Source organism: Paucibacter sp. M5-1 (assembly GCF_027498415.2).
In the GTDB taxonomy this organism is placed as follows: domain Bacteria; phylum Pseudomonadota; class Gammaproteobacteria; order Burkholderiales; family Burkholderiaceae_C; genus Roseateles_E.
The window spans coordinates 545,262-559,121 of sequence record NZ_JAPZLM020000001.1; the positions used below are offsets into that span (position 1 = coordinate 545,262).

Below are 13,860 nucleotides of genomic sequence, written 5' to 3' on the forward strand. Positions count from 1 at the left end.
GCCGGATCAGGCGCGCAGCAGATCGTTGATGCTGGTCTTGGCGCGGGTGCCGGCGTCGACCTTCTTGACGATGATGGCGGCGTACAGGCTGTACTTGCCATCGTTCTTCGGCAGCGAGCCGCTGATCACGACCGAGCCGGCCGGCACACGGCCGTAGGACACGGTGTCGGTCTCGCGGTCATAGATCGGCGTGCTCTGGCCGATGTAGACGCCCATCGAGATCACCGAGTTCTCCTCGACGATCACGCCCTCGACCACCTCGGAGCGGGCGCCGATGAAGCAGTTGTCCTCGATGATGGTCGGGTTGGCCTGCAGCGGCTCCAGCACGCCGCCGATGCCGACACCGCCGGAGAGGTGCACGTTCTTGCCGATCTGCGCGCAGGAACCCACCGTGGCCCAGGTGTCCACCATCGTGCCCTCGTCGACATAGGCGCCGATATTCACGTAGCTGGGCATCAGGATCACGTTCTTGGCCTGGAAGCTGCCGCGGCGCGCGACGGCCGGCGGCACGACGCGCACACCGCTGGCGCGGATCGCGGCCTCATCCATCTGGCCATACTTGCTGGGCACCTTGTCGAAGAAGGTCAGGGCGCCATCGCCCATCAGCTGGTTGTCGTTCAGACGGAAGGACAGCAGCACGGCCTTCTTGACCCACTGGTGCACGGTCCACTGGCCCACGGCCTGGCGTTCGGCCACGCGCAGGCGGCCCGCGTCCAGCTCGGCGATCACATGGTCGACGGCCTCGCGCACAGCGCCGGTGCTGCCGGTGTTCAGGGAGGCGCGGTCTTCCCAGGCCTGTTCGATGGTGGTCTGCAGTTGCGTCATGGTGTTCGGAGCGATTGCTTGAAGAGAGGTGTGAATTCGGCGATGCGCTGAGCGGCCTCAACGCATTCGGACACTTCGGCCACCAGGGCCATGCGGATGCGGCCGGCGCCGGGATTGACGCCGTGGGCCTCGCGGGCCAGCAGGCTGCCGGGCAGCACCGCGACATTGTATTGAGCCAGCAGGCCCTGGGCGAAGGCGATGTCATCGCCACCGGGCACGGCCGCCCACAGATAGAAGCCGGCGTCCGGCAGGGCCACATCCAGCACGGCCGACAGCATGGGCGTCACCTGCGCGAACTTGGCGCGGTACTGCTGGCGGTTCTCGACCACATGGGCCTCGTCGTTCCAGGCGGCGATGCTGGCGGCCTGCACGATGGGGCTCATCGCGCTGCCGTGATAGGTGCGATAGAGCAGAAACTTCTTGATGATGGCGGCGTCGCCAGCCACGAAGCCCGAGCGCATGCCGGGCACGTTCGAGCGCTTGGACAGGCTGGTGAAGGCGATCAGATTGCGGAAGTCGCTGCGGCCCAGCTGGGCCGCCGCCTCCAGGCCGCCCAGCGGCGCCTCCTCACGGAAATAGATCTCCGAATAGCACTCGTCCGAGGCGATCACGAAGCCGTAACGGTCGGAGAGCTCGAACAGAATCTTCCACTCGTCCAGCGGCATCACCGCACCGGTCGGGTTGCCGGGCGAACAGACATAGAGCAGCTGGGTGCGGGCCCAGGTCGCAGCGTCGATCTCGGCCCAGTTGGCGGCGAAATTTCGGGCCGGGTCGCTGTTGGCGAAGGCGGTCTGGGCGCCGGCCAGCAGGGCGGCGCCCTCGTAGATCTGATAGAAGGGATTCGGGCAGACCACGGTGGCGCCCTCGCGTGTCGGGTCGATCACGGTCTGCGCCAGCGCGAACAAGGCCTCGCGCGAACCGTTGACCGGCAGCACCTGGCTGGCCGGATCCAGGCTCAGCGCATAGCGGCGCTGGATCCAGGCGCAGATCGCTTCACGCAGCGCCGGCTCGCCGGCAGTGGCCGGGTAGCCGGACAGGCCCTTGAGGCTGGCCATCAAGGCCTTCTCTATCAGCTGGGGCGCCGGGTGCTTGGGCTCGCCGATGCCCAGGCTGATGGGGCGGTAGGCCGGGTTGGGCGTGATGCCCTTCATCAGCGCGCGCAGGCGCTCGAAGGGGTAGGGGTGGAGCTTGTCCAGCAAAGGGTTGTGCATGGTGGTGCGGATCATAGCCAGCCCAGGCAGCCGCTCTGGGCACAGCGGCAGGCCAGCCGGCCTTCGTGATGGGTGGCGCCATAGGCCACGGTGATCTCTTCGCCGGGTGCGATATCGCGCAGCGCGACGAACTCGATGCTGCCCCGCTCCAGGCTGATCTGCGCGTTCGGGCGGCAGCTGTGGTTGGTGAAGCGCAGCGCGTCGTCGGACCGGGTCGCGTCGATCGCGCGGCTGTCGCTGAGCTCTACCAGCATGATGCGTTGCCGCCCGGCCACCCGGCGCCGGCCCTCGGCCACCGTGATGGGCTCGCCGGTCAGCGCACCGATACGCATGGCCGCCGGCACCGCATCGGTGGCGAACACGCCATAGCCGTCGATGCGGCTGCGCCGCACCGTCACGGCGACGGACAGATGGGCCGAGCTGGTCGCGAAGCTCAACTGGCGACTACTTAGCGCAGCAGGCCGGACTCAAAACCATGGGCCGGCAGGTCGACGCGAGGCGCCGGCTTCCAGCCCTTTTTGCGGTGTTCGGTCACGACGTTGGTGTAGATGCCGCCGCGCACATACCACTTGGCCGTGATGCGGATGAAGCGCGGGTCGGTGACCTTGATGATGTCTTCCATGATGGTGTTGGTCACCTTCTCGTGGAACGCGCCTTCGTGACGGTAGCTCCAGAAGTACATCTTCAGGCTCTTCAGCTCGATGCAGAGCTTGTCCGCGATCATGTCGATCGTGAAGTGCGCGAAATCGGGCTGGCCGGTCAGCGGGCAGTGGCAGGTGAACTCGGGCACCTGGAACTGGATCACATAGTCGCGCTGCGGCGCCGGGTTCGGGAAGACGTGCAGTTCCTTGCTGGGGGCCGAGGGCGGGTTCGGGGGCATCTCACGCATCTTCGGCGCGGCAGTCTTGGTGGCGGTCTTGCGGGCCGGCTTGGCGGCGGCGGTGGTGGTCTTGGCCATGGAATGAATCGATGCAGCGTGCCCGGGCCGTGACCCGGGAGCGCGGTGAAAAGGGGAAGGGCCGAATGGTATCATCCGGCCCTGCCAGAAGCCCCGACCAAGGGGCTTTTCTGTAAATAAATCAATGGTTTAGCCCCGCATCCATGCGCCTGAATTCGATCAAGCTCTCGGGCTTCAAGTCCTTCGCAGAGCCGACCGTCTTCCAGTTGCCCGGTCAGCTGGTGGGCGTGGTCGGACCGAACGGCTGCGGCAAGTCCAACATCATGGACGCCGTGCGCTGGGTGCTGGGCGAGAGCAAGGCCAGCGAGCTGCGCGGCGAGTCGATGCAGGACGTGATCTTCAACGGCTCGGGCAATCGCAAGCCCGCCAGCCGCGCCAGCGTCGAGCTGGTCTTCAGCAACGAGGATGCGCGCGCCGGCGGGCAGTGGAACCAGTTCGCCGAGATCGCGGTCAAGCGCGTGCTGACCCGCGACGGCACCAGCAGCTACTTCATCAACAACCAGCCGGTGCGCCGCCGCGATGTGCAGGATGTGTTCCTCGGCACCGGCTTGGGGCCGCGCGCCTACGCCATCATCGGCCAGGGCACGATCTCCCGCATCATCGAGAGCAAGCCCGAAGAGATGCGCATGTTCCTGGAGGAAGCCGCCGGCGTCTCCAAGTACAAGGAGCGCCGCCGCGAAACCGAGAACCGGCTCAAGGACACGCGCGAGAACCTGACCCGGGTCGACGACATCCTGCGCGAGCTCAACAACAACCTCGACAAGCTGGAGAAGCAGGCCGAGGTCGCCGCCAGCTATCGCGGCCTGCAGGACAGCGGCACGCTGAAGCTGCACCAGCTCTGGTTCCTGAAGCACCGCGACGCCACCGGCGAGCAGGCCCGCGTCAAGACCGAGCACCTGGAAGCGGTCAACGCGCTGGAGTCGCGCGTCGCCGAGCTGCGCCAGGTCGAGGCCGAGCTGGAGACGGTGCGCCAGGCGCATTACGCGGCCGGCGATGAGCTGCATGCCTCGCAGGGGCGCATGGCCGAGGCCCAGCTGGAGGTCAGTCGGCTGGAGGAGCGCATTCGCTATGTGGTCGAGGGGCGCACCCGCGTCGAGTCACGCCTGGCCGAGCTGCAGGCGCAGAACCAGCAGTGGCAGGAACGCTCCGCGCAGGCTGAAGCAGAGCTCGAAACCATTGCCGAGCAGATCGCCACGGCCGAAGAGCAAAGCGAGATCCTGGCCGCCCAGGCCGAGGAGCAGGGCGCCCATCTGCCCAACGCCGAGGACGCGGTGCGCGCGGCCCAGGCCAAGGCCAATGAGCAGCGCACGGCCGTGGTCCAGGTTCAGCAGCAGATCCAGGTGCTGGCGGCCGAGAGCCGCAGCATCGACGAGCAGTCGCGCCAGCTGCGTGGCCGCCGCGAGCGCCTGGCCGCCGAGCGTCAGGGCCTGGTAGCCCCCGATGCCGAGCGTCTGGCCGAGCTCAAGCGCCAGAGCGAAGCGGCCGACCAGGCCCGCGACCTGGCCGACGCCCGCCTGCACGAGTTGCAGGAGCAGGTGCCTCAGCTCGACGAGATGCGCAGCAAGGCCCAGGCCGATGCAAATGCCCAGCAGTCGCGCCAGTCCGATCTGTCGGCCCGGCTCGATGCCTTGCGCGCGCTGCAGGAAAAGGTCCAGACCGAGGGCAAGCTCAAGCCCTGGCTGGCCCGGCATGGGCTGGACGGTCTGCAGGGCTTGTGGACCCGGCTGCACATCAAGACCGGCTGGGAAAACGCACTCGAAGCGGCGCTGCGCGAGCGCCTGGGCGCGCTCTCGGTGGGACGGCTGGAAATGGTGCGGGCCTTCGCGGCCGATGCGCCGCCGGCCCGGCTGGCTTTTTATTCGCCGCCCACCGCCAGCATCGCCAACACGCATGAAACCCTGGCCCGGCTCAGCGACCTGCTGCGGCTCGAAGACGCCGGGCTGAAAGCGCTGCTGAACGACTGGCTCGAAGGCGTCTACATCGCCGACTCGCTGGACGAGGCCCTGGCCAAGCGCGACAAGCTGACGCACGGCGAGGTCATCATGACGGCCGCCGGCCATGCGGTCAGCCAGTTCGCGGTCAGCTTTTACGCGCCCGATTCCGAACAGGCCGGCATGCTGGCCCGGGCCCAGGAGATCGAGCATCTGGTGCTGGAGCTGCGCGCCCAGCAGCTGATCGCCGAGGAATCGAAGAGCCAGCTGGTGCGTGCCGAGGCCGGCTATACCGAGGCCTCGCAGCGCCTGCTGGGGCTGCGCCGCGAAGCCAGCGAGACCCAGACCCGCGCCCACCAGCTGCATGTCGAGCTGCTGCGCCTGAGCCAGCAGGCGGAGGCCGCCAGCAGCCGCCGCAGCCAGCTGGAAGACGAGCTGTTCGAGATCGACGCCCAGTCCGAGGAGCTGCAGGAGCGCCGCATCACCGGCGAGGCCCGCTTCGAGGAGCTGGACATGCAGCTGGCGAGCACGCAGGAACGCCACGCCGAGCTCGACGACGCGGTGATCACCGCAGAGCGCAAGCTCGCCGAGGCGCGCGAGCAGCTGCGCGGCCTGGAGCGCCGCGCCCAGGAGGCCCAGTTCAGCGCCCGCACCCTGGCCTCGCGGCGCGGCGAGCTGCAGCGCAGCATCGAGACCGCGCAGCAGCAAGTGCTCGTCAACACCCAGTCGGCCGCCACCTTGCAGGGCGAGCTGGACACGCTCAATGACGCGGCCGCCCAGGCCGGTCTGCAGGACGCGCTGGCGATCAAGCTGGAGCGCGAGAAGGAGCTGGCCGCCGTGCGCAGCGGCTACGACGACCTGACCCTGCGCCTCAAGCGCGCCGACGAGCAGCGTCTGGAATTCGAGCGCAGCCTGGACCCGCTGCGCGAGCGCCTGACCAAGCTGCAGCTCGAAGAGCAGGCCGCAGCGCTGGGCGGCGCACAGTATATGGAGCAGCTGGTCGCCGCGGCCGTTGATCTGGAGGCGCTGGCCGCGAGCATCGAGGCAGGCGAAGTCAAGCTCTACGGCCTGCAAGGCGAGATCGACCGCATCAACCGCGATATCGCGGCGCTGGGTGCGGTCAATCTGGCCGCGCTGGACGAGCTGACGGCGGCGCGCGAGCGCAAGACCTTCCTCGATGCGCAGAACGCCGACCTGATGTTGGCGATGAAGACCCTGGAAGACGCGATCCACAAGATCGATCTGGAAACCCGTGATCTGCTCGGCGCGACCTTTGCGCAGGTCAACGAGCACTTCGGCCGCATGTTCCCGGTGCTGTTCGGCGGCGGCCAGGCCAAGCTGGTGATGACCGGCGAGGAGATTCTCGACGCTGGCATCCAGGTGATGGCGCAGCCGCCGGGCAAGAAGAACTCGACCATCCACCTGCTATCGGGCGGCGAGAAGGCGCTGACCGCGATCGCGCTGGTGTTCGCGATCTTCCAGCTCAACCCGGCACCGTTCTGCCTGCTCGACGAGGTCGATGCGCCGCTGGACGATGCCAATACCGAACGCTACGCCAAGCTGGTGGCCCAGATGAGCAGCGGAACCCAGTTCCTCTTCATCTCGCACAACAAGATTGCAATGGAAATGGCTGAACAACTGATTGGGGTGACGATGCAGGAGCAGGGCGTCTCGCGCATCGTCGCGGTGGACATGGACAAGGCGCTGTCGATGGCGGAGGCACTATGAAACGGGCCGAGCGCCGGGCCGCTCCCAAGCCGGCCCGTATCCCCTCGGGGGATCGGACGATGTACTCGTCGGACGAGGGGCTGACATGACTTTGACCACGATGCTCGCCATCCTCGGCGGCCTGATCCTGGCCGCCATCATTGCCCACGGCGCCTGGACCGCCCGCAAGGCCGGTCCGCGGCGCGCACTGCCGACCGTGGACCGGCAGAACGAGCCGGTGATGGCAGACGGCGGCGCCGTGCGCCAGGAACCCGGTCTGGACGAGATCCGCTCCGGCCTGAGCGATGCGTTCGAGGCGAACGCGCCGCTGGACGAGACGGTGCCCGCCGTCGCGCGCCAGCCGCGCAAGCCCTCGGCCCGCATCGACGCCTTGATCGACGCGATCGCCACCGTCACGCTCGAAGCCCCGGTCAGCGGCGAGATGGCGCTGTCGCATCTGCCGCCCAGCCGCCGCGCCGGCACCAAGCCTTTTCATATCGAAGGCCTGAACGCCGAGACCGGCGACTGGGAGCTGCCGGCACCGGGCCAGCGCTATGGCGAGTTCCAGGCCGGCGTGCAGATGGCCAACCGCAGCGGTGCGCTCAACGAGATCGAGTATTCCGAGTTCGTGCAGAAGCTGCAGGCCTTTGCCGACGGTCTGGGCGCGTTCGTGCAGTTCCCCGACATGCTGGACGTGGTCGGCCGGGCCCGCGAGCTGGACCAGTTCGCCAGCGAGCATGACGCGCAGCTGGCCATCGTGCTGCGCGCCCGCAACGCCGCCTGGACCCTGGGCTTTGTGCAGCAGATGGCGCAACGCCATGGCTTCGTGCCCGGCGCGATGCCGGGCCGGCTGGTGATGTCGGCCGCCGAGCGCGGCGCGCCGCCGCTGCTGGTGCTGAGCTTCGAATCGCAGGCGGCGCTGGCCGACGACCCGCAGCAGAGCTCGCTGCGCGAGCTGACCCTGGCACTGGATGTGCCGCAGACGCCTGAGGGCCTGGAGCCCTTCGCCGCCTGGCAGGAGGCCGCCCGCGGTCTGTCGCGCGACATCGAAGCCGATATCTGCGACGACCGGGGTCAGGTCTTGAATCTGCATGCCTTCGCCGCGATCGGTGAAGAGCTGTTCACCCTCTACAAGGCCCTGGCCTCGCGCGATCTGGCGGCCGGCTCGCTGGCCGCGCGGCGCCTGTTCAGCTAGCCGCCAGCCGGAAGCGCGCCACCACCTCGGCCAGCCGCGCGGCCTGTTCGCGCAGCGACTCCGAGGCGGCGGCCGACTCCTCGACCAGGGCGGCGTTCTGCTGCGTCATGCCGTCGAGCTGGCCGATGGCCGTGTTGACCTCGCTGAGGCTCTGGGTCTGCTGCTGAACGGCGGTGGCGATCTCGCCGATGATGTCGCTGACCCGGCCCACCGCCGTGACGACCTCGCGCATCGTGCCGCCGGCATCGGCCACCAGGCGCGAGCCGGCCTCGACCTGATCGACCGAGTTGCCGATCAGGGTCTTGATCTCCTTGGCCGCCTGGGCGCTGCGCTGGGCCAGGGTGCGCACCTCGGCCGCCACCACCGCGAAGCCGCGACCCTGCTCGCCCGCGCGGGCCGCCTCGACCGCCGCATTCAGCGCCAGGATATTGGTCTGGAAGGCGATGCCATCGATCACGCCGATGATGTCGGCAATCTTGCGCGAGGACTGCTGGATGCCGTCCATCGTGCTGACCACCCGGGACACCACGTCGCCGCCCTGGCGCGCCACGCCGGAGGCCGAGACCGCCAGCTGGCTGGCCTCGCGCGCCGAGGCGGCGCTGTGCCGCACGGTGTCGGTGACCTGCTGCATCGCCGCCGAGGTCTGCTCCAGGCTGGAGGCGGCCTGCTCGGTGCGCGAGGACAGGTCCAGGCTGCCGGTCGAGACCTCCTGGCTGGCGGTGGCGATGCTGTCGGCGCTGTGCTTGACCGTGCCCATCGACAGATTGAGCGCCTCTTGCATGCGTGCCAGCGAGCGCAGCAGGTCGCCGAGTTCGTCGCGCCGCTCGGACTGCAGATGCACGCTCAGATCGCCTCCGGCGATGCGGTCCGCGCTGGCCGCGGCATAGCCCAGCGGCTGGGTCAGCGAGCGCGTCAGCAGCCAGGCCACCGCGCTGCCCAAGGCCAGGGCCAGCGCGACCATCAGCCAGATGCCCCATAGCACGGCCTCGTGGCTGGCCTTGGCGTCCTGGTGGGCCTGGGCGCCGCCCTGATCGTTCAGCGTGATCAGCTTGACGATGGCCTCGGTGGTGGCGCGAAACACCTTGCGCGAGTCGCCGCGCAGATAACTCAAGGCCTCCTCCTGCTTGCCGGCACGCAGCAGCTCGATCAGCCGGGGCTGCGAGCTCTTGTACGCGGCCACGATGTCGGCGAACTCCTTGAACAGCTGGCGCTCGGCTTCGCTACCGACGCTGGCCTCGTAGCTGGCCATCAGCTGGGGCACCTGCTCCCATTGCTTGTTCAGCCGCGCCGTTTCTTCCTGCAGCGCCTTCTCGCCGCCACCCAGGAGCATCTGCAGCTCGGCCCGCCGCATCTGGTTGAGCGCCTCGTTGAGCCCGGCCAGCTGCTGGGTGCTGGGCAGCCAGTTGCCGGCCAGATCGGTGACATTGGCCTGCACCCGGTTGACCCGGTTGACCGCATAGATCCCCATGGCCAGCATCAGCAGCAGCAACAGGCCGAAACCCAGGCCCAGTCGCAGACCCACACGCAGATTGGACAGCTTCATATCGATCCTTTCGGCACCGGCAGGCGCTTCAAAGAAAACACTCGGCAAGGCGGTCAAATTAACACAGGGCCGGGGCCGGGCGTCGGTTTTTTTGCCAAGGTGCCAGGCCTTGCCTGGCCTCGCGCGGGCGTGGCTCGCCGCTACACTGAGGACTGTTCAAGCCCGGACGCGGGGGAGTCTTTGTTGAGTACCAGCCTGCTGTTGATCGCCGCCCTGATTGCGGCCAGCGCATTCTTCTCGATGGCCGAGCTGTCGCTGGCGGCCTCGCGCCGCCTGAAGCTGCAGCAGCTGGCCGAGGAGGGCGACACGCGGGCCGCGCGGGTGCTGGCCGTGCAGGAACATCCTGGCCACTATTTCACCGTGGTGCAGATCGGCGTCAACACCGTGGCCATCCTCGGGGGCATCGTCGGCGAGGGCGCGTTCACGCCGCATTTCCAGGCCGCGCTGGGCTATCTGGTCGCGCCCGAGCGGGCCGAGACCCTGGGCTTCGCGCTGTCCTTCATCACGATCACGACGCTCTTCATCGTGCTGGCCGATCTGGTGCCCAAGCGCTGGTCGATGAATGAGCCCGAACGCATCGCGCTGGCCCTGATCGGCCCGATGCTGGGGCTGGTGACCTTGCTGAAGCCGCTGGCCTGGATCTTCAGCCTGATCACCGAGGGATTGCTGCGCTTGTCGGGCCGGCCGGTGCAGCGCGACAACACGATCACCCATCACGACATCCTGGCGATGACCGAGGCCGGCAACCAGGCCGGCGTGGTGGCCGATGCCGAGCAGCAGGCGATCGAGAACATCTTCGAGCTCGACACCCGCCGGGTCGAGAGCGCGATGACGACTCGCGAGCGCATCGTGTTCTTCTCGCTGGACGACGACGACGCGCTGATACGCACCCGTATTGCCGACGATCCGCACTCGACCTATCTGGTCTGCGACGGCGAGATCGACCAGGTGGTCGGCTATGTCGACGCCACCGATTTGTTCCAGCGTGTGCTGCGCGACGAGCCGATCAGCCTGCGCACCTGTGTCGGCCTGGTCAAGAAGGTGCTGATCGTGCCCGACCGGCTGACCTTGTCCGAGGTGCTGACCCAGTTCCGCCAGGCGCTGGAAGACTTCGCCGTGATCGTCAACGAGTACAGCCTGGTGGTCGGCGTGATCACGCTCAATGATGTGATGAGCACGGTGATGGGCAGCCTGGTGGCCAGCCATGACGAGGAGCAGATCGTGCGCCGCGAGGACGGCAGTTTCCTGGCCGACGGCATCACGCCGATCCCCGATGTGCAGCGCGCGCTGGGGCTGGAGACCCTGCCGCATTCCGGCCAGTACGACACGCTGGCCGGTTTTTTGATGGTGATGCTGCGCCGCATCCCGAAGCGCACCGACCAGGTGGTCTGGGAGGGCTGGCGCTTCGAGGTGGTCGATGTGGACAGCCACCGGGTCGACCAGGTGATGATCGCCCGAGTGGCGGCCAGCGAGCCCGAGGGCGACGCCTGAGCCTGGTTCAGAGGAACATGCCGCCGGAAGCCTCAATGCGCTGCGCATTGACCCAGCGGTTCGCCGGCGCCAGCAGTGAGGCGATCACGCCGCCGATATCGTCGGGCAGGCCGACCCGGCCCAGCGCGGTCTGCGCGGCGATGAAGCGGTTGAGCTCGGCGTTGTCGCGCACCGCGCCGCCGCCGAAATCGGTTTCGATGGCGCCCGGCGCCACCACATTGACGGCAATGCCGCGCGCGCCCAATTCCTTGGCCATATAGCGGCTCAGCACCTCGATGGCGCCCTTCATCGCGGCATAAGCCGCATAGCCGGGCAGGGCGAAGCGGGTCAGACCGCTGGAGATGTTGACGATGCGGCCACCGTCATTGAGCAGCGGCAGCAACTGCTGGGTCAGGAAGAACACGCCCTTGAAGTGCACATTGACCAGCTCATCGAACTGGGCCTCGCTCGTGTCCAGCAGGCCGGCGTGGACGCCGACACCGGCATTGTTGACCAGGTGGTCGAAGCGCTCGCGCTGCCAGACCTCGGTCAGCGCCTGGCCAACCTGGGCCGCGAAACCGGCGAAGCTGGCGCTGTTGCCGACATCCAGCGGCAGTGCCACCGCGCGGCGGCCCAATGCCTGGATCGCGGCCACGGTGGCCTCGGCCTCGGCGCGCTGGCTGTGGTAGGTCAGGATGATGTCGCTGCCCTGGACCGCCAGATGCAGGGCGGCGCTCTTGCCGAGGCCGCGGCTGCCGCCGGTGATCAGTGCGATGGGGGTGGTGGATTGCTGGTTCATGGGGTTCTCCGTCAGAGGTGAATGGGATGAACAGCAGTCTATTGAGGGAGATTTCCCAGATAAATCGGCACTGATGGATTTGTCTGTTCGCTAATAATTGAACAATGAGCCCTATCGAACGGATGCAGATCTTCCATCGCGTGGCCGAGCTGGCCAGCTTCACCCAGGCTGCCGAAAGCCTGGGCCTGCCCAAGGCCACGGCCTCGACGGCGGTCCAGCAGCTGGAGGCGCAGCTGGGCGTGCGCCTGCTGCACCGGACCACGCGGCGCGTGCAACTGACCCAGGACGGCCAGGCTTTCTACGAGCGCAGCAAGGATGTGCTGGCCGATGTGGAGGAACTGGAATCGATGTTCCAGCTGCAGGGTGCCAAAGGCCTGAGCGGGCGGGTGCGGCTGGACATGACCACGGGCATGGCGCGCGACCTGGTGATCCCGCGCCTGCCCGAGTTGCTGGACAGGCATCCGGGGCTGGAGATCGAGTTCAGCAGCACCGAGCGTCGGGTCGATCTGGTGCGCGAGGGTTTTGACTGCGTGCTGCGGGTCGGCGCGGTGCTGGACAACAGCCTGGTCGCACGGCCGCTGGGTCTGCTGCGCATGGCCAACTGCGCCAGCCCGGCCTATCTGCAAGCCCATGGCGTGCCGCGGACGCCGGCCGATCTGGCCGGCCACCGGCTGGTGCATTACGTCAACACGCTGGGCGCCAAGTCGAGCGGCTTCGAGTATCTGCAGGACGGCCGGGCGCAGCAGCTCGCGATGGCCGGCGCGGTGACGGTCAACAATGCCGATGCCTACCAGGCGGCCTGTCTGGCCGGCCTGGGCCTGATTCAGGTACCGGTCCTGGTGATGACGGAGCTGCTGGCCAGCGGCCGCCTGGTCGAGGTGATGCCGGACTATCCGGCGCCGCCGATGCCGCTGAACATGGTCTATGCGAACCGGCGCCATCTGTCGACCCGGGTGCGGGTCGTGATGGACTGGCTGGCCGAGATTCTCGGCCCCCATCTGCAAGCCGCCGATTGATCAGGCGGCCGGGCAGGGCCGGGCAGGGCGCAGGCCCAGGGTGCCCCAAGTCAGCACCAGCGCGATCAGCGGTCCGGCCGTCATGCCTATCACCATGGGCAGCGGCCGGCCGTCGGTGAACAGGCCCGCCAGCCCCATCATCACCGCACCGGTGAGCATCTGCAGCGTGCCCAGCAGGGCCGAGGCGGTGCCGGCGATCGCGCCATGCGCCTCCAGCGCCAGCACCGAGGTGGTCGGGATCACCAGGCCCATGAAGGCACTGGAGATCAGGTACAGCACGATCAGCACCGGCAGGCGGTCACCGCCGGCCAGGTAGTAGGCCAGCATGAGCAGCATCACGGCGGTGGCCGCCGGCGCCGCCACCCGCACCACCTGGGCCAGGCCGTAACGCTCGCCCAGCGCGCCGGTCATTTGCGAGGCGCCGATGAAGGAGATCGCATTCAGCGAGAAGGCCAGGCTGTACATCGTCGGCGACAGGCCGTAGTGATCGATCATCACAAAGGGCGAGTTGGCCAGATAGATGAAGAAACCGCCCATCGCGAAGCTGCCGATCAGGCTCAGGCCCATGAAGTGGCCGTCGCGCAGCAGCAGGGCATAGGCCCGCCAGGCGCTGCCCAGGCTGCTCTCGACCCGTTCCTCGGCCGGCCGCGTCTCCTGCAGAAAGCTGGCAATCATCGCCAGGCCGGCCAGCGCCGCGAGCGTCACCGCCCAGAACACACCGCGCCAGCCCGTCAGCGCGATCACCGCGCTGCCCGCCAGCGGCGCCAGAATCGGCGAGACGCTGAACACCAGCATCAAGAGCGACATCAGCCGCGCCGCGTCGGTGCCGGTGTGCAGATCACGCACGACCGCGCGCGGCACCGCCATGCCGGCCGCCGCACCCAGCCCTTGAAGGGCGCGCAGCACGACCAGGGTCTCGATATCGGTGGCCAGCGCGCAGCCGACGCTGGCGGCGGCAAACAGGCCCAGACCGAAATACAGCGGCGGCTTGCGCCCCACCATATCGGACACCGGGCCGTACAGCAGCTGGCCCAGGCCCAGGGTGATGAAGAAGGCCGTCAGGCTCATCTGCACGCCACCGATCTCGGCGCCCAGGCTCTGGCCGATGGCCGGCAGGGCGGGCAGATACATATCGATCGCAAAGGGCCCGATAGCCGACAGCAGGCCCAGCACCAGGGCGATCTTGAAAAAGCGCGAATTCATCA

The 13,860-nt window shown here is 68.0% G+C and carries 11 protein-coding genes; 4 read left to right on the forward strand and 7 right to left on the reverse strand.

Translation table 11 applies throughout. The features are described 5' to 3' along the window. Nucleotides 1-6: 6 nt before the first annotated feature. The 4 genes from dapD to queF are packed head-to-tail and all read right to left on the reverse strand — an operon-like array spanning nt 7 to nt 2,916. Complete coding sequence (dapD, locus tag O5M90_RS02505) at nt 7-825, reverse strand: 2,3,4,5-tetrahydropyridine-2,6-dicarboxylate N-succinyltransferase (RefSeq protein WP_269841564.1); 819 nt, start codon at nt 823-825, stop codon at nt 7-9. After that, entirely contained in the window at nt 822-2,051 is a 1,230-nt protein-coding gene (gene dapC, locus O5M90_RS02510; RefSeq protein ID WP_440401798.1) for a succinyldiaminopimelate transaminase, read from the reverse strand. The genes dapD and dapC overlap by 4 nt, the downstream gene beginning before the upstream one ends. After that, nucleotides 2,048-2,473, reverse strand: a complete 426-nt coding sequence (locus O5M90_RS02515) for an SET domain-containing protein (RefSeq protein ID WP_269841562.1) — start codon at nt 2,471-2,473, stop codon at nt 2,048-2,050. Before O5M90_RS02515 ends, dapC begins: the two co-directional genes overlap by 4 nt. Nucleotides 2,474-2,484: 11 nt before the next feature. Beyond that, a complete protein-coding gene (gene queF / locus O5M90_RS02520) occupies nt 2,485-2,916 on the reverse strand; it encodes a preQ(1) synthase (RefSeq protein ID WP_262973071.1) in 432 nt (143 codons plus the stop codon). Nucleotides 2,917-3,137: 221 nt separating this feature from the next. Here queF and smc point away from each other — a divergent pair, with 221 nt between their 5' ends. Beyond that, the gene (gene smc, locus O5M90_RS02525) at nt 3,138-6,653 is read left to right on the forward strand and encodes a chromosome segregation protein SMC (protein ID WP_269841561.1); all 3,516 of its coding nucleotides are present in this window, start codon (nt 3,138-3,140) and stop codon (nt 6,651-6,653) included. A gap of 85 nt (nt 6,654-6,738) precedes the next feature. Next, entirely contained in the window at nt 6,739-7,827 is a 1,089-nt protein-coding gene (locus O5M90_RS02530) for a cell division protein ZipA C-terminal FtsZ-binding domain-containing protein (RefSeq protein WP_269841560.1), read from the forward strand. Here O5M90_RS02530 and O5M90_RS02535 read toward each other — a convergent pair. Next, nucleotides 7,820-9,370 (reverse strand): methyl-accepting chemotaxis protein, encoded by a 1,551-nt coding sequence (locus O5M90_RS02535; RefSeq protein WP_269841559.1) that lies wholly within the window; start codon nt 9,368-9,370, stop codon nt 7,820-7,822. The genes O5M90_RS02530 and O5M90_RS02535 overlap by 8 nt on opposite strands. A 240-nt stretch (nt 9,371-9,610) precedes the next feature. On the opposite strand from O5M90_RS02535, the gene O5M90_RS02540 reads away from it, so the two are divergent. Next, nucleotides 9,611-10,861 carry a hemolysin family protein gene (locus O5M90_RS02540; protein WP_137940881.1) on the forward strand — a complete coding sequence of 417 codons (1,251 nt, stop codon included), beginning with the start codon at nt 9,611-9,613 and terminating at the stop codon, nt 10,859-10,861. Between the two features lie 7 nt (nt 10,862-10,868). Here O5M90_RS02540 and O5M90_RS02545 read toward each other — a convergent pair whose 3' ends face one another. Continuing rightward, nucleotides 10,869-11,639: an SDR family NAD(P)-dependent oxidoreductase gene (locus O5M90_RS02545; protein ID WP_269841558.1), complete on the reverse strand. Its 771-nt coding sequence runs from the start codon at nt 11,637-11,639 to the stop codon at nt 10,869-10,871. 104 nt (nt 11,640-11,743) lie between these two features. Between O5M90_RS02545 and O5M90_RS02550 the strand changes: the two genes are divergently transcribed. Continuing rightward, nucleotides 11,744-12,655 (forward strand): LysR family transcriptional regulator, encoded by a 912-nt coding sequence (locus O5M90_RS02550; protein WP_262972925.1) that lies wholly within the window; start codon nt 11,744-11,746, stop codon nt 12,653-12,655. Here the strand turns inward: O5M90_RS02550 and O5M90_RS02555 are convergent, their stop codons facing one another. Next, on the reverse strand, nt 12,656-13,858 hold the full coding sequence (locus O5M90_RS02555) for a multidrug effflux MFS transporter (RefSeq protein ID WP_440401799.1): 1,203 nt from the start codon (nt 13,856-13,858) through the stop codon (nt 12,656-12,658). Nucleotides 13,859-13,860 lie beyond the last annotated feature (2 nt).

Excerpts from the sequence above, each read along its gene's own strand:
- smc (WP_269841561.1), top strand. The coding sequence starts at position 3,138 with ATGCGCCTGAATTCGATCAAGCTCTCGGGCTTCAAGTCCTTCGCAGAG.
- O5M90_RS02545 (WP_269841558.1), bottom strand. The coding sequence starts at position 11,639 with ATGAACCAGCAATCCACCACCCCCATCGCACTGATCACCGGCGGCAGC.
- queF (WP_262973071.1), bottom strand. The coding sequence starts at position 2,916 with ATGCCCCCGAACCCGCCCTCGGCCCCCAGCAAGGAACTGCACGTCTTC.
- dapC (WP_440401798.1), bottom strand. The coding sequence starts at position 2,051 with ATGATCCGCACCACCATGCACAACCCTTTGCTGGACAAGCTCCACCCC.
- O5M90_RS02535 (WP_269841559.1), bottom strand. The coding sequence starts at position 9,370 with ATGAAGCTGTCCAATCTGCGTGTGGGTCTGCGACTGGGCCTGGGTTTC.
- O5M90_RS02540 (WP_137940881.1), top strand. The coding sequence starts at position 9,611 with ATGGCCGAGCTGTCGCTGGCGGCCTCGCGCCGCCTGAAGCTGCAGCAG.
- O5M90_RS02555 (WP_440401799.1), bottom strand. The coding sequence starts at position 13,858 with ATGAATTCGCGCTTTTTCAAGATCGCCCTGGTGCTGGGCCTGCTGTCG.
- O5M90_RS02530 (WP_269841560.1), top strand. The coding sequence starts at position 6,739 with ATGACTTTGACCACGATGCTCGCCATCCTCGGCGGCCTGATCCTGGCC.
- O5M90_RS02550 (WP_262972925.1), top strand. The coding sequence starts at position 11,744 with ATGAGCCCTATCGAACGGATGCAGATCTTCCATCGCGTGGCCGAGCTG.
- dapD (WP_269841564.1), bottom strand. The coding sequence starts at position 825 with ATGACGCAACTGCAGACCACCATCGAACAGGCCTGGGAAGACCGCGCC.